This window comes from Desulfosporosinus cupriresistens (genome assembly GCF_001707885.1).
Lineage (GTDB): Bacteria > Bacillota > Desulfitobacteriia > Desulfitobacteriales > Desulfitobacteriaceae > Desulfosporosinus.
The window spans coordinates 65,546-89,458 of the sequence record NZ_MASS01000013.1 but is presented as its reverse complement, the minus strand read 5'-3'; the positions used below and the strand labels follow the sequence as shown (position 1 = coordinate 89,458).

Genomic DNA, 23,913 nt, shown 5'->3' with positions numbered 1-23,913 from the left:
TTTCGAGTTAGCTGCTTTTGTGTGAGCTATAGGCTTTTGTCTCATTGAAAAAACAGGCTACGTAAATAATGGCGTCTAGGATGTTTAGTGGTATAATCGAAAAATAGCAACTTGTTTAGCGTCAATCAGAGATGAATAGCATCGTAGGCATCTACGGTTAAAAGAGGAGAAAGTTCAAATGCGACTCAGAAAAAAGTGGTGGGCTAAGCCTGAATTGGAAAAAGATCACAAGGTCCTTTTTACTCCTGCGGAGTATAAAGGGAAATGGAAGGAGTTCTTTGGCAATGATCATCCAATCCATCTGGAATTGGGATGTGGTCGAGGTCGTTTTATCAATCAACTAGCAACCATGAATACAAATATCAACTACATTGCGCTTGATGCCCACAATGAACTTTTGGTTCATGTTTTAAGAAAAGCTAACGAAGCCCACCTGAAAAATATAAAAATTATTCCAATTAATATTGAGAACATCGGAGGAATCTTTGCTCAAGATGAAATCGAGAAGATATATATTAACTTTTGCAATCCATGGCCCAACAAAAGACATCATAAAAGAAGGTTAACTCATCCCAATTTCCTTAGACTATATCAAACTTTTGCAAAGCATGGATCAGAAATCTGGTTCAAAACTGACGATCAACTACTTTTTACAGATAGTCTGGGGTATTTCGAAGGTGCAGGTTTTAATGAACTATATAGGACGTATGATTTATATCAGAGCGATTTTCACGGGAATATTGTGACGGAATACGAAGAGAGGTTTTGTAAGCAAGGCATCAAAATAAAGTTCAGTAGGTTTAAAATTAACACTTATAACATTTTAGCCGATGCGAAGAAATAGTCGTTATCGATTTTGCCATTAATTATAAAGCAGAACTGGAAATCGATGATATTCAAAGTCACTTGCAGCGTATTGAAGAGAATGGAAAGAAAAACTTACAGCAAATTAAATCTGAGTTTTTACAGATTGCACGACACCTTGAGTCAATCGAATCCAGGCTAGAGAATCAAACAAATAGGGATCAAAGATAGATTCGTTGTTGTGCTTGCTATTGACATAAAAGCATGTGTTCATCTATACTAATAGTTTAGATAAAATCGCCCAGCGTAATATGAATGTCCATGTGAATTTAGTGAATCGATAATATGAGAAATGAGTTAAATCGCATCTAAAAATGATAAGGAAGAAGCTAGCCAAGCTAGCTTCTTCCTTTGTTTAACCTTAGTAAACCATAACTCCACTCAAGCTATGGCAAATACCTCCTTAACAAAAGAAAGATACTCTGGAGCTTTGTTTATGTCGGGTTCACCGTGAGTTTGGGCTAATCCATGTCGTATGGCTCGTTTGATGACCGTGTCAAATACCTTTATGTCTGGGGTTTCGGCAAAACGTCTCCGTAGATCTTGGAGCATCACATTGTGAAGATTAGTATGATCTTGGACCATTGTAGGCAATATGCCTAAAATATTTATCTTAGCACCTTGTTCCTGAATACTCTTAATCAGAAAAATTGTATCGAAGATGCCATCAACGGATAGTCCCTCAGGAAGGGCAGGGATGATGATATCTGTAGAGGCTAACAGGGAATTCATAGTTGGCATGTCATTGCTCGGAGATGTATCAATTAGAATGTAATCGTACTGAGTTTTTATTTGCCCTAATGCGTTTTTCAAAAGGTATTTAGGGGCCGGGAATAGCTTAGAATTAAGATTGGACATTACCTTTGGGCTAAGATTAGAAAGAGAATTGTTTGATAAGTACAGATCCACTCCAAATGCAGTCTGCTTGATATCTCTCATTTTTGCTTCGCCAATCAATACATCATAAATTGTTTTCCTTAAGTCAGCCTTCTTGATTCCGAACGAAAATGCAATGTGGCCTTGAGCATCCATGTCAATGACAGCTGTCTTGTATCCCAGACTAACTAACCCTACTGCCATGTTTGTGACAGTTGCCGTCTTGCCAACCCCGCCCTTCTGCGAGGCAACAGAAATAACTCGTGTAGTTTTGGAATTATTAGCATCATTAGCATTATTAGTAGTTTTAGGATTTCTAGCCATACGACAACAACCCCTTCTTAAATATGTATTGATTTATTTTACCATATTATGCCAAATGGGTAAATACTCAGGTTGATTAAGCAAAGTATTTGATAGTCGGATGGAAGAGTATTGTGTTGGGATTTCGGGAAATGAGGCTAGACTTGGTAAAAATAATTCTTGACAGTACAGGACAAAGAGTGGTAGACTATCAAAGCGTTAAAGAACACCAAACGTCAGAACAGTTGTCCACTTACAATATGCGGGTGTAGCTCAATGGTAGAGCACTAGCCTTCCAAGCTAGCCACGTGAGTTCGATTCTCATCACCCGCTCCATTATGTTTACAAACCGCACTTTCGGGTGCGGTTTTTCGTATTTGTTCCTTTAGCTAGAGGGTTTGTCTTTACACAACAGGCAACCTAGGTGATGCCTGTTGTGCTCTTTCATAGTCGCCTACTAATGCAATCAATCCGCCAACAAAGGAGGTCCAAATGCCGATTGTAAGCCAAATATTCGGAATTAGTGGTCCTTCCAGAGGTTCGTTTCGCATCACCTTTTGTATTAGTAGAATAAGACGCGCGTTGTCGTGTTAGTAGCAATAAAACCTGCCAAGACTAAGAGAATGCGTCCAACTAAAAGTTAAGTTAAAATGATGAGAAAGCAGCTATTTTTTACGTTTCCGTTGTTCCATTATTAAGTTGTAATTAATTTTGGTCTCCTCAAGCTCTTTACGAAGAGCTGCTTTCTCATCTTGACTAGTGCAGACGGCTAATCGCTCACGTAAATTCTCGATGTCCTTTAACAGTTGCACCTCATCAGGTAAGAATCCATTATTCTTTAACAACATATATCCAGCGCGTATTCCTTCTGGAAGGCTTGCCCAGTAATTAAGATTGATTGGTTTGCCTTGTGATGGAAGGTTATCAAACTCGCCGTTTCTCATGGCTTCTTGAATTCTGTCTTCAACAATTTTATCGAAAATGTTTAACATCAAGCTTCAGCTCCTTATTTGGGAATACCTCAATCAGTAATTTCATAATTACGGACAAGAGTTGTCTTCCACATGTTTTTTCAATTTCCTGCTAAGATTGAGAGAGAAGTAAGAGCTTGCACAATTTTCTCTCATATGCTATGTTTAAGAATAGTACAAACTGAATATGACGGGAGCTTAAAAAATGGGCTGAGAGGGTGGTTGAGTTTCCACCGACCGAACCTGATCTGGATAATGCCAGCGGAGGGATGCAAGTGTAGACATTAAGGAAAACCGCGCAGACCATGTGCGGTTTTTATATTTCTTCGCCTGAATTGACCAGACGTTAGTGTATAGATATCGAGCCAATTCAGTTTGAGTGCTAGAAGGACTACATAAGTAATTATAAGGAGTGGTTAACACAATGGCCAAAATTATGATGGCATTTCAGGTGCTGCCCAAAGTTGAAGATGCTCGATTGTTCGAAGTTGTGGACGAAGCAATCGCTGTCGTAGCAGCCAGCGGTGTAAAGTATGAAGTAGGGCCGATGGAAACAACGATGGAAGGTGAACCCGATCAATTATGGGCTATCATCCGTGAAGCACAGGAGGCATGTGTTAATGCTGGGGCTTCTCGTGTCATGACTTATATCAAAATGGATTATAACCCAGGTCGAACAACAATAGATGAAAAGATCCAAAAATACCGGGAGAAGTAAGGGCATGTCAGTACGATCGAGGCGGCTTCATAAAAAATGGCGGGATGGTATTCCAAATCTCATATTTCTATTTCTATGTCTTGCCGTTTGGCAGATCAGTGTGGACTTTTTTAAGTTGCCCCTCTGGCTCATGCCGTCGCCTGCAGCCGTTATAAAGGCTTTTTGGCGCACCCGAGAACTGCTCTGGTCGCATACCTTGACAACCATTTGGGAAACAACCACCGGGTTTATTCTTTCGATAGCTCTAAGCTTAGTGGCGGGGTTGGCTATGGTGCTTTCACCCATGGCAAAGCGCTTATTTTACCCGTTGCTTATCGTGTCTCAGACGGTACCCTTGATTGCTGTGGCCCCTCTTCTGATCCTATGGCTGGGATACGGCTTGCTGCCTAAGATTCTTACGGTTGTCATAGTGTGCTTTTTCCCAATAACGGTTAGCCTGATTGAAGGTTTGGAGGTAAGCGATGATGACTTGCTCAATCTCCTCAAGAGTATGGGGGCATCGCGCTGGCAAATGTTATACATGATTCGTTGGCCCAACGCATTGCCATCCTTCTTCGCCGGACTAAAGATAGCCGCGACTTACAGTGTCATGGGAGCTGTGATTGGAGAGTGGCTTGGCGCTAGTTCTGGTTTAGGGGTTTACTTAACACGATCTTCCCACTCATTTAGGACCGATCAGGTATTTGCTGCTATTGTGGCAATCACATTGCTCAGCCTTTTTTACTTTGTACTAATTACGGGAATTAGGCGTCTGGCGTTGCCTTGGTTAAATACTAAGCAAGAGTGAGTCTCGAAATATAGCCGATGATTTTAGAAAATATTAAAGACGGATTATTGAAAGGAAGTTTAATTTATGCAGATTATGCGAGCTAAAAAAATATTGAGCTTAACGTTAATGATCAGCTTGTGTGTTCTTCTCTTGGTTACTGGCTGCGGCACAAACACTCAAGTGCCGAGTGCATCAACACCAACACCGTCCCCAGATAAAGTGACGATCATGCTGGACTGGACCCCTAACACAAATCATACCGGTCTTTATGTAGCCAAAGATAAGGGATACTTTAGCAAGAACGGCTTGGATGTTCAAATTGTTCCGCCGTCAAGCCAAGGTACGGTGGAGCAACTTGTAGCTACAGGCAAGGCGGATTTTGGAGTTAGCGCCCAAGAACAGGTCACGGATGCCCGTGGACAAGGTTTGCCTTTAGTCTCTATTGCGACTATCTTGCAACATAACACCTCTGGATTCGCCTCGTTGGCAGATAAGAGTATTCACACGGCCAAGGACTTTGCAGGCAAGACGTATGGTGGGTGGGGGCTCCCATCAGAGACTGCGACAATTAAAGCTTTAATGGACAAGGAAAAGGCAGATTTCAGTAAAGTCAAAATGATAAATATTGGTGACGCTGATCCGGTCGTAAGTATGGCTAAGGGAGATATAGATTTGACCTGGATTTTTTATGGCTGGGAAGGGATTCAAGCTGAGCTGTCCGGAACACCTCTCAATATGATCTGGCTTAAGGATGTTAACTCTGCTTTAGATGATTATACCCCTGTCCTCGTCACGAACGAAAAAATGATTCAAGAAAAACCGGATGTAATCCGACGCTTCATGAAAGCAGTCAGTGAAGGATACCAATATGCGATTAACAAACCGGATGATGCTGCCGACATTCTGATCAAGAATGCTCCGGAAGCAGACCCGCAATTGATTAAGAAAAGCCAGGCGTGGCTTAGTCCTCAATATCAGGCTGACGCATTGCAATGGGGAGTACAGAAAGCCTCAGTGTGGCATGATTACACCCAATGGATGTTCGACCAAAAGCTGATAGACAAAATGATCGACACCGACAAGGCGTTCACTAACGATTTCTTGCCCAAGGCTTAAGACGATGACCTTAGAACTAAGAAAATTATCGTTGTCGTATCAAGGGGCTAAGGCCTCTGCACTGGATGTGTTGGTGGATATTAATCTAAAGATCGGAACTGGAACGTTTGTTTCCCTAATCGGTCCTTCCGGCTGTGGCAAGAGTTCAATCTGCAACCTGATTGCAGGTGTGGAAAAATCAGCTCAGGGGCAGATTTTGCTCGATGGCCGATCAATTCTCGGTCTGCCAGGTCAAGTGGGCTATATGCCACAAAAGGATTTGCTTTTACCTTGGCGCACGTTGCTGGACAATGTAGCCTTGGGTAATGATATCCGCCGAGAAGACAAACGCGAGTCTAGGGAAAATGCACGACGCTGGCTCAATCGTTTTGGTTTGGGCAAGTTTACGGAGCATTACCCCCACCAGCTATCCGGTGGTATGCGGCAACGAGGAGCACTTCTGCGCACTTTCCTCTTTGGACAGAACACATTGATTTTAGATGAACCGTTTGGAGCACTGGATGCTTTAACTCGACGAGAAATGCAGGAATGGCTTCTTAATGTGTGGAGCCAAACCAGCCCAACGGTTGTCTTCATTACCCATGATATTGAAGAAGCTATCCTGTTGTCAGACGAAATTGTTGTCTTAAGCCAGCGACCCGCTCACATTCTGGAGAGGATCACGATTCCTTTTTCCAGGCCTCGTAATCCAGATATCCTGTTTTCCAGCGAGGTACTTATGGTAAAAAAGCGCTTGCTAGACTTGCTGCGTTAGAGGTCAAAAGTTGAAGGGGATCAATCATTTTGTGGCAGGTGACCATGCACAGGGTTCCTGTTATAATGTATAAGGACAAACATAGTGGGGGACTTAAGTTGATTCACGAGCAGGATTTCTTTGAAGAGATCAAAGCCAGAGGCATTAATTTAACTCAACAGCAAAAACGGGCCGTGGTTCATAACCGAGGCCCTCTTTTGCTATTAGCTGTTCCTGGTGCGGGGAAGACGACTGTCCTGACCGTTCGCTTAGCCTACTTGATTCTTGTGGAAAACGTAGATCCTCGAACGATTCTTTGTCTAACCTTCGGGCGGGCAGCTGCCAAGGAAATGCACGAACGGTTTGTTAATAACTTTGGGACAATGGTAGTCGACCAAACCGAAGGCCGAGGAGAAATCCGATTTTCAACGATTCACAGTTTTGCCTATGAAGTAGTTCGGTCAGCTTTTCGTCAAAGAGGTGCTCGGTTCGAGATTATGGAGGAACAAACAGGCCCTGACAGCAAGAACGGAGTTCTACGTAGAATCTATGATAAGCATAATGTTTCAATCATCACAGACGAACAACTAGAGGGCTTGCAGAACACCATTTGTTATGTAAAAAATACTTTAATACAGCCCGAAGAGTTTAATGAGCAGGACATTAAAAACTTCTCATTAATTTATAATGACTATGAAGCGTATAAGAAAAATAACCAGCCCAGGCTGATCGATTATGATGATATGCTTTTCATCGCGTTTCAAGAGTTAAAAGAAAACCCTAAACTCCTTGAGGGTTACCGCCAGCGCTTTGACTATATTCTAACAGATGAGAGTCAAGACACCTCTCTTCTCCAGCACAAAATCATCGAACTCATCGTTAAACCCAAAGGGAATCTTTTTGTAGTTGGAGATGATGACCAGAGTATCTTTGGGTTTCGAGCGGCCGAGCCAGACTATTTATTAAAGTTCGAACAAACCTACCCTAACGCGAAAATTCTGCGTATGGAACAAAACTTCCGGTCTACTCCGCAAATTGTGGATGTATCCTGTCGGTTCATTCGTTCCAATAAGATGCGTTTTGATAAAGAAATGTTCACAAGGAACGCCAAGGGAGACAGCCTTCAAATAGGGCATTTTAAAGGACTAAGGGAACAACAGCAGTTTTTAATTCAGAAACTAAGGAGCGAAAAAGATTTATCCGGAGTTGGAGTGCTTTACCGCAATAATCTATCCGCGATCTACTTGGCAGAAGAGTTAAGTAGGGCTAATATTCCTTTTTATATGAGAGAAGCTGGTAAACAGAGATTTTTCTCGCATTGGGTCATTCATGATGTTCTAAACTTCCTCCGCTTTTCGTTTAGTGATAAAAGCTTGCCTACCTTGGAGAAAATTTGGACTAAACTAAGTTGCCATATTCGAAAGCAACAACTTGAATATCTTAAGCAAAGAACCATTGATTGTTCAATCTTTGAAATCTTAGCTGAACAACCGGAGGTTACCTCAAAGCGCAAAAATGAGTATTTGGAACTTAAGAAACAATTTAAGGAACTCAATACTCTGCCTCCCGCAAAGGCAATCCGTTTTATTCGCAACCAGTTGGCGTATGATAAAGCGATTGAGCAAATTTGTGACTCGTTAGGTTTTTCTGAAGAGTACATCGGAAGTTTATTGGACCTTCTAATTTCTATTGCTCAAAATGAGTCTACAATAGTGGACTTTGCCAATCGTTTAGCCTACCTTGAAGAACAGATGATGTCTTCTTATAAAAATAGGCACAGTAATGCTGTGACCCTTTCAACGATCCATTCGGCTAAGGGTTTAGAATGGGAACAGGTCTATTTAGTTGACCTGGTCGAAGGGGTTATTCCTGAGAGGGAGGCTATTAAGGCCGACCAAAGTGGGCAGAAAGAATCATTAGAAGAGGAAAGGCGCCTCTTCTATGTAGGGATGACGAGGGCCAAACGGCGTTTAACCTTATGTTCAGTGGATTATTATCATAATAAACGCGTCAAAGCTTCCCGTTTTGTTCGCGAAGTAACCCTAGTTATGGAAGGGAAAAAGCCGGGAGAAGTAATCAGAAAAGAAGCATCGACCCCGCAGAGCGATTTAGTAGCAGGTTTAGTTGTCCAACATAAAGCCTTTGGAGAGGGAGTAATTGCTAAAGAGGATGGGAATGTAATTATGGTTCGTTTTAAGGATGGGTCTCAGCGTACCTTCCTAAAAGACATCTGTGAAAAACAAAACCTGATCTGGGCGGTTTAGTTACCCAGCCAAAGCATCCAGGAAGTTTTCACCACCATAGCATAGCGATTTATTCGTTCGGAATGATATGTCACATTATGATAATTTATGGATATTTTAAGTTTAGATTAGCAGTGGTAGCGGCGCGTTAATGTAGATCATGCATAGCTTTAATTAGGATGGGGAATGATACGATCATGTAATGAGTTTACTGCTATATTGAGAAAGGTGGTTCTCCATGATCAGTCAAAAAGAACGTTTGCTATTTCAAGATCAGAAAGAACATGAAGACATGTGTGTTCAGAAATACACAAAGTATGCTAATGAAGCTCAGGATGCAGAGCTTAAACAATTATTCACCACGCACGCTGCTCATGAAAAACAGCATTTCAATACATTAAACGAAATTTTGAATGGGCAAATGCCGGTCATGAGTGGGCAAGGGCAACAGGCAACGACGGCACAAAATCAACCAACACAAAATCAAGCAAATACCGCTGGACAGACCGTTAACCCGAACGATGTTGCTCTAGCAAAAGATATGCTCGTGACAGAAAAGTACATTTCCGGTACTTATGATACTGTCATCTTTGAATGTCAGGACCACAATATTCGGCAAGCTCTCAACCATATTCAAAAAGAAGAACAGCAACACGGTGAAGACCTTTTTAATTATCTTAATAGTAGAGGTGCCTATCCTATTCAGTAAACGTCTTATATTTTAAGATTACTTATGCTTATTTTCCCTAAAAATCAAAACAGCTAATCCGTTTGAATTGAAAACGGGTTAGCTGTTTTCTATCTTTAACAAGATCATAAAACATTTAATGAGGTTTGCCAAGAACACTATGGCTGATGCCATAACTAAAATAAATTATTAACCCGATTACCAGCCAAACAATGAAGCGAACCCATGTTATTAGAGGAAGTTGGATCATTAGAACAAGACAGAATAGCGCTGCCAGAATTGGAACTAACGGTACCCACGGAACTCTGAACGAGCGGTGAAGATCGGGTTGAGTTGTGCGTAAAACGATAACGCCTATTGAAACGAAGACGAAGGCAGAAAGAGTACCGATATTAACCAGTTCTGCAACCGTATTAATAGGGGTTACCCCAGCGATAATGGACACGATAATACCGGTCATCCAAGTGCTAAGAAATGGAGTTTTGTACTTGGGATGAACGTTTGAAAAGACTTTGGGTAAAAGACCATCCCGGCTCATTGCAAAGAAGACTCTGGTTTGTCCATAAAGCATTACCAGTAGAACTGTGGTGATCCCTCCAATAGCTCCGATAGAGATGATTCCTGCGGCCCAGTCTTGATGAATATAATGGAGGGCAAAAGCAACAGGCGCTGCGACGTCCAATAGTTTGTAGGGAACTACACCTGTTAGAATCAGAGATACAATGATATAGAGGACGGTACATATTACAAGTGAAGCAATAATACCTATTGGCATATCCCGATTTGGCTCTATTACTTCTTCGGCGGCTGTCGAGACCGCATCAAATCCGATGTAGGCAAAAAAAACTATAGCCGCCCCACCCATAACACCTTTAAAACCGAAGGGAAGAAAAGGGTTCCAATTGGCCGGTTTGACATACCATGATGCCAGGAGAATAAACAACAGGACAACTGCGAGCTTTATAAAAACGATTACATTGTTAAATCGCGTAGCTTCTTTGACGCCCAATGAAAGAAGAGCCGTAATTAGGAGAGCGATTACTACTGCGGGAAGGTTCAAAATAGCACCTGGGACTGAACCTATGGAATTCGAAGCCCAAGTAGGAAGATAGATTCCAAAGCCATTGAGCAACATCTGAAAATACCCTGACCATCCTATTGCTACGGTGCTGGCCGCCAACAAATACTCAAGCATTAAGTCCCAACCGATTATCCAAGCCATAAATTCTCCTAGAGAAACATAACTATAGGTATAAGCACTCCCAGCAACGGGTATCGATGAAGAGAACTCTGCATAAACCAATGCCGCAAAAGCACACGCTATGCCTGAAATTATAAAGGATAGAACGAGACCAGGCCCAGCATAATTTGCTGCTGCTACTCCTGTTAAGACAAAGATACCAGTTCCAATAATTGCTCCAATTCCAATCATAGTAAGGTCTAATGCACCAAGCGTTTTCTTTAAACTGCTTTTGCCCTCAGTTTCTGATAGGAGCTGTTCAATGGACTTTTTTCGAAATAGTCTCTTAATGGCCACCATCTCCATTCATTTGATCATTGCTTCCTACATTGTCGACCAATAAAAAAGTTCAAGAAATAGTCCGTTTGGTTTAATTGAGATTAAACTACCCAGTGGAGAAAAAAGATATTCTATAATTTTGCCAGTGACCTTCCAGAATATATCGAACGCGTAAAAGGAAAGCTTACAAGGACCATGATTTTTACAAAATCATGGTCCTTGTACTGTGTTCAATTGTGTCCAAATCATTACTATGATCTTTTCTTTTCATCGATTACAGCTACTAAACCATAGCAACTGTTACACATCTTAATCTTTTCTCCATCAGGATGATCGGGATCCAGCCAGTCATTAGAATGCTTTGCTAACATTTCTGTGTCACATCTTGCACAATTATAGGCTTCTATTTTTTCTGCGTTCTTGAATCTAAGCACTCCATTCTCATTATTAAGCATCTAATTATAGTCACCTTCTCCGTAATCTTAATTTACTAGCTCGATCGGTCGGATACAACCTATTTTTCTCATTTGTGCTTTACTATATACGGGTGATTTTAGGGCTGATGGTGATTTTTTTAAAAAAGATCATTCGTAAATAGGCAGTATGAAGTTTTGGTTTAAGCAGTGAACATTATCAGCGTGATTGATGGAAAGACTAAAGAGTGAAGAAATTAGACTTAATTCATTAAACCTAGAGTCATCAGGATTTATCGAGGAATAGGAGTGAAGGATTTTGCCGACTGACGAGAAAAATAATTATGATGACAAAGTCTTAACATTTGATGAGATTGATGAAGGATTTTCCATTAAGGAAGCCATTGTAGAGGCAAAGCGCTGTCTTAATTGCCCTAAACCCCTTTGCCGAACAGGTTGCCCCATTGAAAATGAAATACCCAACTTTATTCAAGAGCTGGCCAAAGGAAATTTTGGTGGAGCAAGTTCTGTTATTGCCCGACGTAGTAACCTGCCTGCTATTTGTGGTCGGGTATGTCCTCGTGAAAAGCAATGTGAAGCTTCGTGTGTACTGAATAAAAAAGGACAGGGAATTAAGATCGGAAAGCTCGAACGTTTCATTGCCGATTTTGACGCTGAAATGGACATAAGCCCTCTGATAAAAGAAAGTGGAACCAAAGGCCGAGTAGCAATTATCGGATCTGGGCCAGCAGGTTTAACGGTAGCGGGTGATCTGGCAAAGCTGAGCTTTGAGGTAACTGTTTTTGACGACCAAAGTGAGCCCGGTGGAGTTCTGATGTATGGTATTCCAGAGTTTCGATTGAATAAAGAGGTGGTGCGGCGCGAAATTAGAAGAATTGAACGTCTGGGTGTTGTTTTCCGTACTAATCTTCTCGTAGGGCAGGATATAACCGTTGATGAGATGTTTCAAGAGGGTTTTGATGCTGTATTTATCGGAACGGGGACGGCATTACCCAAACGGCTTGAAATTCCTGGAAATGGTTTATCCGGAGTCATTCAGGCTATGTATTTCCTTAGAATGGCCATGCTAGCCAATAGTGGGGAAGTAAACTCCTTGGAAGTGCCGATTCATGATGGTGATAAGGTCATCGTTGTTGGGGCGGGTAATGTGGCGATGGATGCAGCTCGTACAGCACTAAGAGTAGGAGCAGCACAGGTTACGGTAGTTTATCGCGGAACGGAACAGCGCATGACTGCGTTGAAATCTGAGTATGAGGAGGCAAAGCAAGAAGGGGTTCAATTTAAATGGCACAGAAGTCCGATACGCTATATTGGCACCTGTCGACTAGAGGGGTTGGAATGCGAATACATGGAAAATGCCCAGGAAGGCTCTGTGCGAGGGACTGGTCAGATAGAACAATTACCTGCCAATAAAGTGATCATTGCAATCGGCCAGCGCCCCGCTGCCCGTATAATCTCTACCACATCTGGAATCGAGGTTAATGAACAAGGCTACGTTATCACAAAAGTAAGACCTTATGGAATGACGACCCGTCGTGGTATATTCGCGGGTGGGGATGTAGTTCATGAACCAGCCACAGTGGTATTGGCTATGAAGGAAGCTAAAAAGGTTGCTGAAGGGATTGTTCAATATATCGAGGCGAAGAAGCTTATGGAAGAATGTGCTGATTCATGAGTGACAGTTCTAACTGTAAACATTATAATAATTCCTGCGGAATATTTTCGCTTAGTGGCAAACTGTACGGCATGGTAAGGATGATAGGAAATTGATTGATAAACAATATGAGTTACAAGAAATATCGGGTTCGCATGAGTTAAAGAGTTTCTCGAATTTTTTACTTTTGCTGGTTGCTACAATTTTTTTTACCAGTACGTATTACATTTTACTGCCTGTTTTGCCACTGTACCTAGAGAGTCTAGGTGGTAACTATCTGCAAATTGGCTTTGTTATGGGAATATTTTCGATTAGTTCTCTAATATTACGCCCTATTAGTGGTAGTTTCGCAGATCGTATGGGACGAAAAGCTTTACTATATGCTTCAATTATTGTTTTTTTATGTACACCTCTTTTTTACTTGCTGACACCTTCATTATTGTTGGCTAGTCTTACCCAAATATTCTATGGCTTTTCCGTTGGCGCCTTTACAGTAGCTAGTACCACCATGGCGACGGATTTAACTCCTAATGAAAAAATTACACAATATGTAGGGATCTTTTCATTAGCCTTTGTTGCTGCTAAAGGCTTTGCGCCAGCCATTGGTAATTTATTGTTCATCAAGTACGGCTTTCATGGGGCTTTGTTATTTTCTTGGTTTGCGGGTTTGGTATCCTTATTGTTATTAATTCCAGTCAAGGGACCTAGGTTAATATCTTCAAACCAAAATGTTCATTTTAGTAAAATGTTATTTGACTTTCGTGTTCAAATGCCGATGATTACTCTCTTTTGCGGCATGGTCACATTTGGTATCATATCTAATTGGCTTTCCACATTTGCCACGAATCGAGGGATTGTCAATGTTAGCTCCTTCTTCTTTATAAACACAGCTTTTATGATTATTTCTCGTTTGTTTACCGCCAAGATTACGATAAAGGGATTGCCAAGGTTAACGGTTGTGACCGGAGTGCTCATGATTGTTTCCATATGGCTTATTGCTGGTGTGACGCAGTTGTGGCAATTAGCTTTGATCGGAATTGTTTATGGAATAGGTTATGGAGCTTATTACCCAACCTTGACTTCTATTGTTGTGCTCAGTGTCAATAAGGAAGAGAGGGGTACGGCTCTAGGAATTTATACTATGGCCTTTGATTTAGGTGTCACCGCGGGATCTGTTTTAGGCGGTCTCTCCCATTATTTTGGTTTCGTTTATGTATTTTGGGGTATAACGATAATCCCTATTCTTGGATTGCTATATTTTTGGCATCAACACCGTAGGTTACAAGCACTTGTTTAAAATATATAGCACCATGGTCGCTTGCTTCTGAATCTTGGCTACTAATCAACAGGCTTTCGTCTTTGGAGTCTAACGATCGAGAAAGGGCAAATCATACTTTTTGAACAGAATAACGTGCTCTATGTAGAACGAGTTATTATGGTGGGAAACCAATTAACCGCAGATATTGACAATTATCCCCCCCTGTCCCAGATCGGAGCTATGAAGAAAACTGTAACGCGACAGGAAGGGAAAATATATAAGTTCTTTAAAAGAGACAATCAATAAAACTGGTCTCACTTTAATGTTTAGATACATCTCTTTATAATTATGTAGTATACTAACGTATGCTTGTTTGATCCGATAGTGTTACATAGACCGTACACTAATGTTAGATGGATGCTAAGCAAAGAATGAATAATAAGGTGGAACGTAATGAGAAATTTAAAAATGACTATAGCATTTGACGGTTCTAAATATAAAGGATGGCAAAGACAAAAAGAAAATGATTTAACAATTCAAGGCAAAATAGAAGCGGTATTATCCAAAATGACAGGCGAAGATGTTCAGATAGTGGGTTGTGGACGTACGGATTCAGGGGTACATGCTGAAAATTACATCGCCAATTTCCATACGAAATCGACTTTTAGTACTAGCAGGATGTTGGATTATTTATACGAGTATTTGCCTGAGGATATAGGGGTTAAATCGATTGAAGATGTCGCTGAGAGATTCCATGCCCGATATAATGTGATATCGAAAACCTATGTCTACAGAATGAATACCAATAAATTCAGAGATGTTTTTAACAGAAAATATATCTATCACTTGGCGGAGAAACTTAATCTCGTCGAAATGAGAAAGGCTTCAGAGGTATTAATTGGCAGTCATGATTTTCAAAGTTTTACGAACTTAAGAAAAAGTGATAAATCGACGATTAGAACGATCAATTATATCAATATTATTGAAAAGGAAGGACATCTAGCAATAGAGGTCAATGGAAATGGATTTTTGTGGAATATGGTAAGAATTATTGTTGGGACACTTATTGAAGTCGGTAAAGGTAATCTTAATCCAGTGGATGTTGAAAAGATATTAGCCAAAAAGAAACGCTGGGAAGCGGGGCCGTTAGCTCAAGCAAAAGGCCTATACTTAAAAGATGTTCAATATTAACTCATACTCATCATTATCGAAAGCTCCCCTTGTTCCAATTGTACAAGGGGAGCTTTTTACACAACCGGGCACTATAATTAGAATCAAAATTTTGTAAAAAGGAAAATGTATTTTGTTAGCGAATAACTTAAGGTAGGATAACATAGGACGATAATGAAATTTGCGCACACAAAGTCGCAGCATGTTTGCGACTAATCTATGATAAATCGCATGCATGCAATATTAATGATCGAGACGAGAGCCAAGACGAGAGGAGAAAAATTTACTAGATGAAAACGAAAAAAATCTTAGCATCTTTAGCCATAGCAGGTATGACTCTGACGATGCTTCCTTTAAAGGCATTTGCTGCAGAGACGGTCCCGACTCGCTTAGCTGGTACAACGGCGGAACAAACCGCTATAAAAATTGCCGATCAAACAGGCTGGACAGGAACCGCGATTCTTGCTTCCTCAGCTTCCTATGGTATGGTTGATGCTTTGACATCCGGCCCGCTTGCTTCCTACCTTAAAGCGCCTATCCTTCTGACCGGACCTGGAAAAGCCCTTGACCCTGCCACCAAAGAAGAACTTGTTAAACTTGCAGTTACGAAAGTATATGTGACCAGTGGAACTGCTGTAATTAGTCAAGGGGTCCTCGATGAATTAAACGCTATGAAAATTACGGTTATACCCCTCGGAGGAGTTGATCGTATTGAAACATCCGTGAATATTGCCAAACAAATGGTTACCCTCGGCGCCCCAGTGACTAAAGTTGCTGTTGCTTATGGTTGGCTGATCCAAGATGCACTCTCGATAGCGTCCGTTGCTTCCCAAGCGAGTGAACCAATTCTTTTAACGAACTCCACTGGACTTTCTGCTGGTGCACAAGCATTTTTGGAAACCAACTCAGGTATAACAGCCTCGGATGTTATAGGGGGAACAGGCGTCATTCGTGATTCTGTATTAGCTCACCTCCCAACACCATCGCGCCACTATGGAATAACTGCTTATGATACCAATAAACAAGTCATTACAGACTTTGTCACTTCCCTCGAGTTTGATCAGGTATACCTAGCTAATGGCATAACAGGTATTGATGCACTCTCGGGTGCACCACTCGCCGCTCAAAGTAAGTCTGCTATTGTTCTTACGGACGGTGTCACGACTCCTGCAGCAGGTGCCTTCGTGAGAAGCAAAATGTCTGCTAGCAGTGTTGTAACAGCACTGGGCGGTGCAGCTGTTGTTACTGAGAGTCAGCGTAATTTTGGAGCTGTTGTCGTTGATCCAAGTGTACAAACTGCAATGATTGGTCAGAAAATAGAGGATATGGCCAATAAATATGATATTCCGCCTGTACTCCTCAAAGCTATGGCCTGGATGGAGAGCGGTTGGAAGCAATATAAACTGGATCCTGCGACGGGGCTGGCTTTAACAGATCAACCGTTTATCTCAAACGATGGTGGTATTGGAATTATGCAAATCTCCCCAGCAAATTATCCGGAATATGACGTGGAGAAACTAAAAAGTGATCTGGATTATAACCTTGAAGCGGGTTGCCAAATCCTTAATAATAAGTGGCGAGCTTACCCCAAGATTGGAGACGGAAATCGCAATGTCTTAGAAAACTGGTATTTTGCCGTATGGGGCTATAATGCTTGGACTGAGCAGAATAACCCAAATTATTTTACGGGTGAAGATGCCTATCAAGATAAGGTATTTAGTCTGATGGGACAGAAGTACAACAGCGCAATTACGTTTGCCCCGGGGGCCACAAAACTTGCGAAATCTCTTCTGCCTTCTGAAAATCCCCCCAACCTCTCCAGTTGCTGGACTACTCCGACCCCTGTGCATACAGGAGATCTGGCGTTCGATCCGGAATCGTTGATTACTAACGGAGATTACTGGTACGACTTTCACATTGCTTTAGAACCTAGAGGCGATTATTATGTGCAAGGCTTAGGATTTTATATTACGGATTATAAGAGTCCAGCGATCACGGCTGAAGATAAGACGATTGTCTCGCAGAAAATCCTAAGTTCCTATGGCAAACTCTTAGATGAAGCAGATGCTTTGGTCCTGGAGGATAATGCTACTTCGTACGCTACTGCCGCAAAATACTACTGGACTATTCTACAAGGGCCGAACTTGGATCCCACGATCATGGAGCAAGCTAGAACTGGCTATCAGAGCGCATTAACTAAGCAATCTTAGAAAATCAGGAAAACCACCCTCATGAAGGTGGAGATGATTAGTAAACTAATCAGGACTAGAATCATACTACAACACAAAAGGCTGGGGCAAAAAATATGCCTCCAGCCTTTTGATAGCTTTCACTTCTTTCTGGATCCTATCTGACTACCGAACTCAGCCTTTAGCATTCAAAGATATTCCCTTCAAATATATTGCGCAAGTCAATTGTTAAGTCCTCAAATATTCCATCTCTAATTGTTTCGACTGGCCCGTACACTGCTGGTTCAGTAAATACATTCTCGGAGAACATATAAACTTCCACAAGTTTATTAAACGGATCAACTATCCAGTATTCTCGAACTCCTGACAAGCGGTAACGTCTTAATTTGACCCGTTTATCTTTTAACGCTGTTGACGGACTCAAGACCTCAACCACAAGGTCTGGAACTCCGACGCAGCCTTTTGGGTGTATCTTCGATTGATCACATATCACAGTTATATCAGGTTCAACATAGTTGTCATTTTCATCATTCAACCAGACCCCAAAAGGTGCAGGAAAGGCCTTGCAATGTTTGCCTTTTAAATATGTATAAAACTCACCATATAAATTTCCCACAATAGCTTGGTGTTGGGATGAAGGAGGTGGTGTCATATCGTAGGTTACACCATCAATACGTTCCCAACGTTCAAACTCGAATTGCAAAGGTTTTTCTTCCAAATAAAACACCTTCTTTGTAAAATTATACCACGGTTCGCTTGATTTTAAAAGGCGAATGAGATAGCAAGATGATACTATGCTTCAGGTGCAGTGGGGAGTACCAGAGAAATTCTAGTGCCGATATCCTGCCGGCTTAAGACCTCAATGTGCCCGCCATGTCGCTCTGTGATCCATTTCGCTATGGATAGGCCCAGCCCAGTCCCACCTGTAGCTCTGGCGCGGGATTCGTCGGCGCGGAAGAATCGGTCAAAAATCTGAGGAACTGCCTCGGGTGCGATTCCAATACCTTCATCCTGTACGGTCAGCCGGGCATTGCCGTCTGCCCTAGAAACAGAAATGGTGATCTGTTTACCCAAGGGAGTGTATTTCATGGCATTATCAATTAGGATCCGTGTCGCTTGTTTGATGAGGCCTTTATCTGCTTTAATGAAAACGGTTGCAACCCGCGAATCGTATTCGTGTCCACCGTCAATCATTTGAGTTTCCCGCAGCACTTCTAGGGCAAGAGCGGACAATTCAAAACGCTCTATTTGCAGAGGCATGGTGTTATTATCCCCCCGTGCCAGGAACAAAAGCTGTTCCACCAGACCCTTCATATTCTCTGTCTCATCCTTGATGGCATCGATCGACTCTTGCAGTGTCTTTTCATCGTTCTTACCCCAGCGATCCAACAGATTTGCATACCCTTGAATAACCGAAATCGGTGTCCTTAGCTCATGAGACGCGTCCGACACAAAGCGCACCTGAGAACGGTAGGATTCGTTGATTCGGTCCAGCATTCCGTTTATGGCAGAAGCCAGGGTTTTCAATTCGCTTTGCGTATCACCTAGGGAAATTCTTGTATCCAGCCTTGTGGCGTTGATGTCGTCCAACTTGTCTGCCAGAACTTCCAACTGTTGTGGAGTAAAGACGCCGCTGGAATTCAAATTTTGTGCCGCTTCAGCTAAGTCTTGAATAGGGCGGAGAGTATTGCGGATCATTCGTGCGCCTGTGGAAATACTGCGCAATAACATTAAAAGCTCTAGAATCAATACTAGGGCAACCATCACTACGAATACCATAAGAGTCTTCCCAGGGCGGAGGGAAATACGATAAGAACGATTGTAGTCTTCGATCGTTACATTGTAAGTGACATCCTTAATTTGTTCCCAAGCGGTCAAGCCTTCTGCCTCAGGTAGGTTGATGTTTCTGATACCGGACGCTGTTAGCGGGGACAGGTCTTTCTGGAAGGGTGTGGGTATCTGAAATCCTATCGGGTCTTCCGTTTGCAACGAAATACTGCAATCAGAAAGTGCAAGCCATCTTTCTGTATCCGGGGTAGGCAGTCCTGTTTGATGCAGAATTTCGGCTGCTGCCGCTACATTCTGCTCCAAGCGTACAACTAGTCCAGTCGCGGCCCCTAGGCCTAGAAACACGTCAAGGACTAAAAAAAGCCCTAGCATCCGAAAAAATAGTTTTAGATTGAGCTTCCATACAATAGAAAAGCGTATTCTATCGCCGATTCGGATCTGCGGGCTGTTTAACGGCTCATCGTTCATCCTTAATCACATATCCCACTCCTCTTACAGTGTGAATTAGTTTAATATCAAACACTTCGTCAATTTTTCCACGCAGAAAACGAACATAGACATCGACTGCGTTAGTCTCTCCGGTAAAATCAAAACCCCAGACATTCTCAAGCAGTGATTCCCTGGAAATAACGATTCCTTTATTTTTTAGCAAAAAGTGAAGAAGGTCAAATTCGCGTTTGGTCAGATCAATGGGTTTGCCCATCATAGTAACCGTTCGCCGACCTGTGTCCAGAACCAGACCAGAGGCCGATAGCACCCCCGAGTCTTCCGGCATAGTTTTTCTGAGGGCAGAGCGGATTCGGGCGAGAAGCTCCTCAATGGCAAAAGGCTTGGTGATATAATCGCTTGCCCCGCTATCAAGTCCGGAGACCTTATCTATCACGCTGTCTCGCGCGGTTAACATGATGATAGGAACAGAGGACGTTCGGCGGATTCTGCGAAGCACTTCCATGCCGCTTAACTGAGGCAGCATAATATCCAGCAAAACGAGGTCGAACTCGCCGGTTTCGGCGAGTTCAAGTCCTGTCCGGCCATCAAAGGCCTTTGTTGTGGTATAACCTTCATAGCCCAGCTCAAGCTCAACAAATCGGGCAATTTTTTCCTCATCTTCAATAATTAATATTTTTGAACTCATGGAAGTCCCACCCATTCCCAATATTTTGCTTAGATATTTATGGATTTCTTAATGTTTTCAGCGGCATCGGCTGCGCTATTCATCGCATCATTGACCGTATTGTTGCTAAAATCGGGTCCATTAAAGCGATAGCGGAAGCCAAAAAACAGTCCGACAATGATCAGTGGAATCGTAACCCAAAACGCGAATATAAGCAGCAATCCAAGGACAATGACTGGAAAAGAGGCCTTGATTTCCTCGCCTTTGAGCACTTCAAAGGTATTAATATTACCCTTGCGAAGCATTTTTAAACAAAATTTGCCGATATCTTTTATAATAGAAATAATGGTTTTTCCTTTATGGCAGTTATGATGCTGCTCCCTACCATTTTCTTTGTAGGCTACGGCGCTTGTGTCAATAATTTTTTCACTGCTGTAATAGCCGCTTCCGGTCGGTGCGTGGATCTTACCTTGCTTCTCCAGATAAATAATGGCTTCAAGCAAATCACCGTTTGCTGCATCAAGGGCAGCCTTGGCTTCTTCGTAACTTATATTGGCTATTGCACAGAGTTTTTCTACTTGTTCTACGATTGTCATAAAAGTTCCCCCTTGTTTTTTAGGATTTCGCTGGCGTAAAAAACTAATTATTGTTTTTGGTGTTTTTTTGTGCCGCGATTGAGTATGAGTAAATTCTATCCTGAAAAACTTCAAGGACAATTTGACGAAAATTAAAATTGGATTAAAAAAATAAAAATTAGAAATTAGAAATTAGCATTATCCCCTACAGCAGATTTCTTTCTTTTTCGGTAAAAACACTTCTAGAATTTCGGGTTTCTCTAGATCAATTTCTACAAAATAATCTTTTTCTACTATATCATTCTCGCAGGCATATCTATAGAGTTGCCTAAATAAAAGTTGGATATTACTTAATGACTCCATCCCGTTTTCACAATTGTCAAGGACCACTTGCAAGTGGTCCTTTTTAAGTCTACAAATATTCATTGTATGAAGTGATTTTGCTTCCTTGTAAGAAGCAGCGATGTTCAATTCTTAAGTCCTAAAGGTAACGATACCTAGTGGGTAACAGAGAACATTCCATTTTGATCTGAATCTCAACAGGTTGGTTATGAAGCTAGTGGTTAATACGTGAAATACTTGCGGTGGGTGATGGACTTTTGCATTTTGGACAGACATAAGCAGGACATTTAGCTGCTGAAATAATGTCCATTTTCAAGGTATCTGCTGTGCATTTGACCCACTTACTTAAGTGGTCCATGCACTTGCAATTGGGGCAACGCAATAACACTGTCGCTTCACCACCTTAGGGCAGTCTATGAGCGACAGAGGACAAGTGTTACTGAAAAGGGAGGAAGCAAGATAGGTTATGATTACAAATCCTTGTAGCGCACCTTGAGACGGAATTTCCTAGCAATCACTATGGCTCAGATAAGCTTAAGCCCTGGACGTTCCATTGGGAGTACAAGTGATCAAACAGGGGGATGAAGGTACTTCTATATAGATCGGCTAGGAACTGAAGCCATTTACATTTAAGTCAGAGAAAGTACCTGCAGTGGTTTTTTTGGAAGATGTAGCATAAGTATAACTAAGGGCTCAGCTTAATAAGCCCCTTTTTTTCTTTAAGAAAGGTTCCGGATCTACAATGAGTTATAGGTAAGCGAGAGGGAAAGGAGGATGAGAAAAGTGCTCGACGCCAATGTAATAGTGAATTCTATAGTTAAAGGGGTGTTGCTTGGGGCAAAGTTGATTGTCTCATATACTCCTTGGTGGCTCTGGCTGATTATCTTTTTGTTAGGAGTACTTAAGGTTACGACGAAGAAGCGATCAAGGGGGTAGATAACTCTTTTGATAATAAGAGATGAGGAGGTTGGTTATTTCAAATATTTAAACATTTCCTTAAGCCGTTGATAATGATTATTACTCGCTGTATAATAATAGAGAGGAACATTTATTCTGACATAAGCAAGGAGAAAAAAGCAATGAGTATCTATACTAACATGAACTCTAAAACACTCAAGGTGCATCGCAACAAATTTAAACGTGTAGCAGAAAATATGAGGAATGGCATTTTTAAACATGATGGTGTGAGCAGCCAATTTAACGATGAGGTAAACAAAGCCGTCCATAATATGATTTTAGAACTTGAGAATGAAATAAACTCCAGAAATTAAATCGATTTATTTCGTTACATTGGAGACAATAAACCCCTTCCTCTTCGAGTATTTCCATCACTTTAAGATTAATATCTTCTTTGACCTTCATGAACGCTACCCCCATGGTTTTCTTGGTAAAGAAGTTAAGTAAGATATCCAAACTGCTTTCATTATATTGATCGATCGAATGTCACCATAATCGTCTCTTGGTCAACATCATTATGATTTCTTACTAATTCATCTATCCTCCAATGATGTCAAGTTTTCTATAGTGAGGTGGTGCAGTTTGTTGTTGTTCTCCCTGTCATTGGCTAGAGCCATGATAGGGAGTTTTTTATTGCTCAAGCTACATTTGTCATATTCACTCTTCTTGTTTTAGATTGAAGTGCACTAAAAGAAATTGGGGTTTTTACAAATTGTTTACAGTTCAAACATAGGAGTTTTACAAATCGCGATTATACTATGATTAATCAACATGCGGATAGCTGAAAATGAATTGAGGGTGGACTATGAAGAAACGGATTGCTCTATTTAGTGTTATCCTTGCGTTAAGTCTTTCTGGCTATGTGGCTTGCACTAAAAGTACAACCGTTCCCCTATCCAAAGAAACAGCACAAGACCAGATGAAGAGCACTGAGAAAATGAAGCCACTCGGGGAAGGTTCGACGTCAACGGTGGCTTGAAAGGGGGTGAGAAACATCAGGGGGTACCCTTTGGTTCTGCATACCAAAAAATATAATAAATGAAAATAGGAGGAAGAAATGAAAAAGATTATCTTTACCACGGTGTTAATTGGATCAATGTTACTGTCTGCTGGTTCAGTGTTTGCTGCCGGGAATGGAGCCGGAATGAAAGGTTTTGGTGATCAAGTTAAAGATCAGTTAAGAGATGGATCATGCCTGGTGGCTTTAGGTGATCAAGTTAAAGATCAGTTAAGAGATGGGTCATGCCTGGTGGCTTTAGGTGATCAAGTTAAAGATCAGTTAAGAGATGGGTCATGCCTGGTGGCTTTAGGTGATCAAGTTAAAGATCAGTTAAGAGATGGATCATGCCTGGTGGCTTTAGGTGATCAAGTTAAAGATCAGTTAAGAGATGGATCATGCCAAACCGCATAAGAGGTAGCAAATAATATAAGGCCATCCACTCAAGTGGGTTTAGAAGTATAGGGATATTTAAAGAATGCAAATATATACCAATAGAAGCTCCGCCTGTAAAAATTGGTTGGAGCTTCTATTGATAACGGATAAGGAGGTAATCTTATTAAGAAAATGAAGAAAACTGGTTACATCTTGTTAGTAGCATTTTCATTATTATTAATGATATCTTCACCTGGGTG

General features: G+C 41.5%; 24 protein-coding genes, 1 tRNA gene and 1 riboswitch. Of the genes, 16 read left to right on the top strand and 9 right to left on the bottom strand.

Features of this window, described 5'->3' with window-relative positions; genetic code table 11:
* The first annotated feature begins 178 nt into the window (after positions 1–178).
* Positions 179–844, top strand: coding sequence for a tRNA (guanosine(46)-N7)-methyltransferase TrmB (gene trmB, locus DSBG_RS07615; protein ID WP_068963560.1), 666 nt, complete (start codon positions 179–181; stop codon positions 842–844).
* Positions 845–1,245: 401 nt separating this feature from the next.
* Here trmB and DSBG_RS07610 read toward each other — a convergent pair whose 3' ends face one another.
* Positions 1,246–2,064, bottom strand: a complete 819-nt coding sequence (locus DSBG_RS07610) for a ParA family protein (RefSeq protein WP_068963559.1) — start codon at positions 2,062–2,064, stop codon at positions 1,246–1,248.
* 241 nt (positions 2,065–2,305) lie between these two features.
* On the opposite strand from DSBG_RS07610, the gene DSBG_RS07605 reads away from it, so the two are divergent.
* A tRNA-Gly gene (locus DSBG_RS07605) sits at positions 2,306–2,379 on the top strand.
* A 329-nt stretch (positions 2,380–2,708) separates the two neighbouring features.
* Here DSBG_RS07605 and DSBG_RS07600 read toward each other — a convergent pair.
* Positions 2,709–3,035, bottom strand: coding sequence for a DnaJ family domain-containing protein (locus DSBG_RS07600; RefSeq protein ID WP_068963558.1), 327 nt, complete (start codon positions 3,033–3,035; stop codon positions 2,709–2,711).
* A gap of 159 nt (positions 3,036–3,194) precedes the next feature.
* Positions 3,195–3,301: riboswitch (TPP riboswitch) on the top strand.
* Positions 3,302–3,438: 137 nt separating this feature from the next.
* Here DSBG_RS07600 and DSBG_RS07595 point away from each other — a divergent pair.
* From DSBG_RS07595 to DSBG_RS07570, 6 genes are all read left to right on the top strand, one after another.
* On the top strand, positions 3,439–3,732 hold the full coding sequence (locus tag DSBG_RS07595) for a thiamine-binding protein (RefSeq protein WP_068963557.1): 294 nt from the start codon (positions 3,439–3,441) through the stop codon (positions 3,730–3,732).
* Between the two features lie 4 nt (positions 3,733–3,736).
* Complete coding sequence (locus DSBG_RS07590) at positions 3,737–4,519, top strand: ABC transporter permease (protein WP_068963556.1); 783 nt, start codon at positions 3,737–3,739, stop codon at positions 4,517–4,519.
* A 75-nt stretch (positions 4,520–4,594) separates the two neighbouring features.
* Positions 4,595–5,617 (top strand): ABC transporter substrate-binding protein, encoded by a 1,023-nt coding sequence (locus DSBG_RS07585; RefSeq protein WP_068963574.1) that lies wholly within the window; start codon positions 4,595–4,597, stop codon positions 5,615–5,617.
* A 4-nt stretch (positions 5,618–5,621) separates the two neighbouring features.
* On the top strand, positions 5,622–6,371 hold the full coding sequence (locus tag DSBG_RS07580) for an ABC transporter ATP-binding protein (RefSeq protein WP_068963555.1): 750 nt from the start codon (positions 5,622–5,624) through the stop codon (positions 6,369–6,371).
* A 65-nt stretch (positions 6,372–6,436) separates the two neighbouring features.
* Complete coding sequence (locus tag DSBG_RS07575; protein ID WP_068963573.1) at positions 6,437–8,614, top strand: ATP-dependent helicase; 2,178 nt, start codon at positions 6,437–6,439, stop codon at positions 8,612–8,614.
* 217 nt (positions 8,615–8,831) lie between these two features.
* Positions 8,832–9,302, top strand: a complete 471-nt coding sequence (locus DSBG_RS07570; protein WP_068963554.1) for a DUF892 family protein — start codon at positions 8,832–8,834, stop codon at positions 9,300–9,302.
* A 115-nt stretch (positions 9,303–9,417) separates the two neighbouring features.
* On the opposite strand, the gene bcaP is transcribed toward DSBG_RS07570, so the two are convergent.
* Positions 9,418–10,827 (bottom strand): branched-chain amino acid transporter BcaP, encoded by a 1,410-nt coding sequence (bcaP, locus tag DSBG_RS07565; protein ID WP_282434202.1) that lies wholly within the window; start codon positions 10,825–10,827, stop codon positions 9,418–9,420.
* 224 nt (positions 10,828–11,051) lie between these two features.
* Positions 11,052–11,234 (bottom strand): hypothetical protein, encoded by a 183-nt coding sequence (locus DSBG_RS07560; RefSeq protein ID WP_141694259.1) that lies wholly within the window; start codon positions 11,232–11,234, stop codon positions 11,052–11,054.
* A 298-nt stretch (positions 11,235–11,532) separates the two neighbouring features.
* Between DSBG_RS07560 and DSBG_RS07555 the strand changes: the two genes are divergently transcribed.
* From DSBG_RS07555 to DSBG_RS07540, 4 genes are all read left to right on the top strand, one after another.
* Positions 11,533–12,909, top strand: a complete 1,377-nt coding sequence (locus DSBG_RS07555) for an NAD(P)-dependent oxidoreductase (protein ID WP_176716216.1) — start codon at positions 11,533–11,535, stop codon at positions 12,907–12,909.
* Between the two features lie 91 nt (positions 12,910–13,000).
* Positions 13,001–14,185, top strand: coding sequence for an MFS transporter (locus DSBG_RS07550; protein ID WP_068963552.1), 1,185 nt, complete (start codon positions 13,001–13,003; stop codon positions 14,183–14,185).
* Positions 14,186–14,599: 414 nt separating this feature from the next.
* Positions 14,600–15,337: a tRNA pseudouridine(38-40) synthase TruA gene (gene truA, locus DSBG_RS07545; RefSeq protein WP_176716215.1), complete on the top strand. Its 738-nt coding sequence runs from the start codon at positions 14,600–14,602 to the stop codon at positions 15,335–15,337.
* A 269-nt stretch (positions 15,338–15,606) separates the two neighbouring features.
* Positions 15,607–17,526: a cell wall-binding repeat-containing protein gene (locus DSBG_RS07540; protein WP_068963551.1), complete on the top strand. Its 1,920-nt coding sequence runs from the start codon at positions 15,607–15,609 to the stop codon at positions 17,524–17,526.
* 160 nt (positions 17,527–17,686) lie between these two features.
* On the opposite strand, the gene DSBG_RS07535 is transcribed toward DSBG_RS07540, so the two are convergent.
* From DSBG_RS07535 to DSBG_RS07520, 4 genes are all read right to left on the bottom strand, one after another.
* Positions 17,687–18,232 (bottom strand): Uma2 family endonuclease, encoded by a 546-nt coding sequence (locus DSBG_RS07535; RefSeq protein WP_242877467.1) that lies wholly within the window; start codon positions 18,230–18,232, stop codon positions 17,687–17,689.
* A gap of 65 nt (positions 18,233–18,297) precedes the next feature.
* A complete protein-coding gene (locus DSBG_RS07530; protein WP_068963549.1) occupies positions 18,298–19,761 on the bottom strand; it encodes a sensor histidine kinase in 1,464 nt (487 codons plus the stop codon).
* Positions 19,751–20,428: a response regulator transcription factor gene (locus tag DSBG_RS07525; protein ID WP_068963548.1), complete on the bottom strand. Its 678-nt coding sequence runs from the start codon at positions 20,426–20,428 to the stop codon at positions 19,751–19,753. The genes DSBG_RS07530 and DSBG_RS07525 overlap by 11 nt, the downstream gene beginning before the upstream one ends.
* Before the next feature lie 29 nt (positions 20,429–20,457).
* A complete protein-coding gene (locus DSBG_RS07520; RefSeq protein ID WP_068963547.1) occupies positions 20,458–21,003 on the bottom strand; it encodes a ubiquitin in 546 nt (181 codons plus the stop codon).
* A gap of 1,095 nt (positions 21,004–22,098) precedes the next feature.
* On the opposite strand from DSBG_RS07520, the gene DSBG_RS22985 reads away from it, so the two are divergent.
* Together DSBG_RS22985 and DSBG_RS07510 are read left to right on the top strand one after the other, a co-directional pair.
* On the top strand, positions 22,099–22,260 hold the full coding sequence (locus DSBG_RS22985) for a hypothetical protein (RefSeq protein WP_176716214.1): 162 nt from the start codon (positions 22,099–22,101) through the stop codon (positions 22,258–22,260).
* 143 nt (positions 22,261–22,403) lie between these two features.
* Positions 22,404–22,595 (top strand): hypothetical protein, encoded by a 192-nt coding sequence (locus DSBG_RS07510; RefSeq protein WP_068963545.1) that lies wholly within the window; start codon positions 22,404–22,406, stop codon positions 22,593–22,595.
* Here DSBG_RS07510 and DSBG_RS24295 read toward each other — a convergent pair.
* Positions 22,522–22,701 carry a hypothetical protein gene (locus DSBG_RS24295; RefSeq protein WP_491005714.1) on the bottom strand — a complete coding sequence of 60 codons (180 nt, stop codon included), beginning with the start codon at positions 22,699–22,701 and terminating at the stop codon, positions 22,522–22,524. The genes DSBG_RS07510 and DSBG_RS24295 overlap by 74 nt on opposite strands.
* A gap of 385 nt (positions 22,702–23,086) precedes the next feature.
* Here DSBG_RS24295 and DSBG_RS22980 point away from each other — a divergent pair, with 385 nt between their 5' ends.
* Entirely contained in the window at positions 23,087–23,260 is a 174-nt protein-coding gene (locus DSBG_RS22980; RefSeq protein WP_176716213.1) for a hypothetical protein, read from the top strand.
* A gap of 78 nt (positions 23,261–23,338) precedes the next feature.
* Positions 23,339–23,692, top strand: coding sequence for a hypothetical protein (locus DSBG_RS07505; protein ID WP_068963544.1), 354 nt, complete (start codon positions 23,339–23,341; stop codon positions 23,690–23,692).
* Positions 23,693–23,913: the final 221 nt, after the last annotated feature.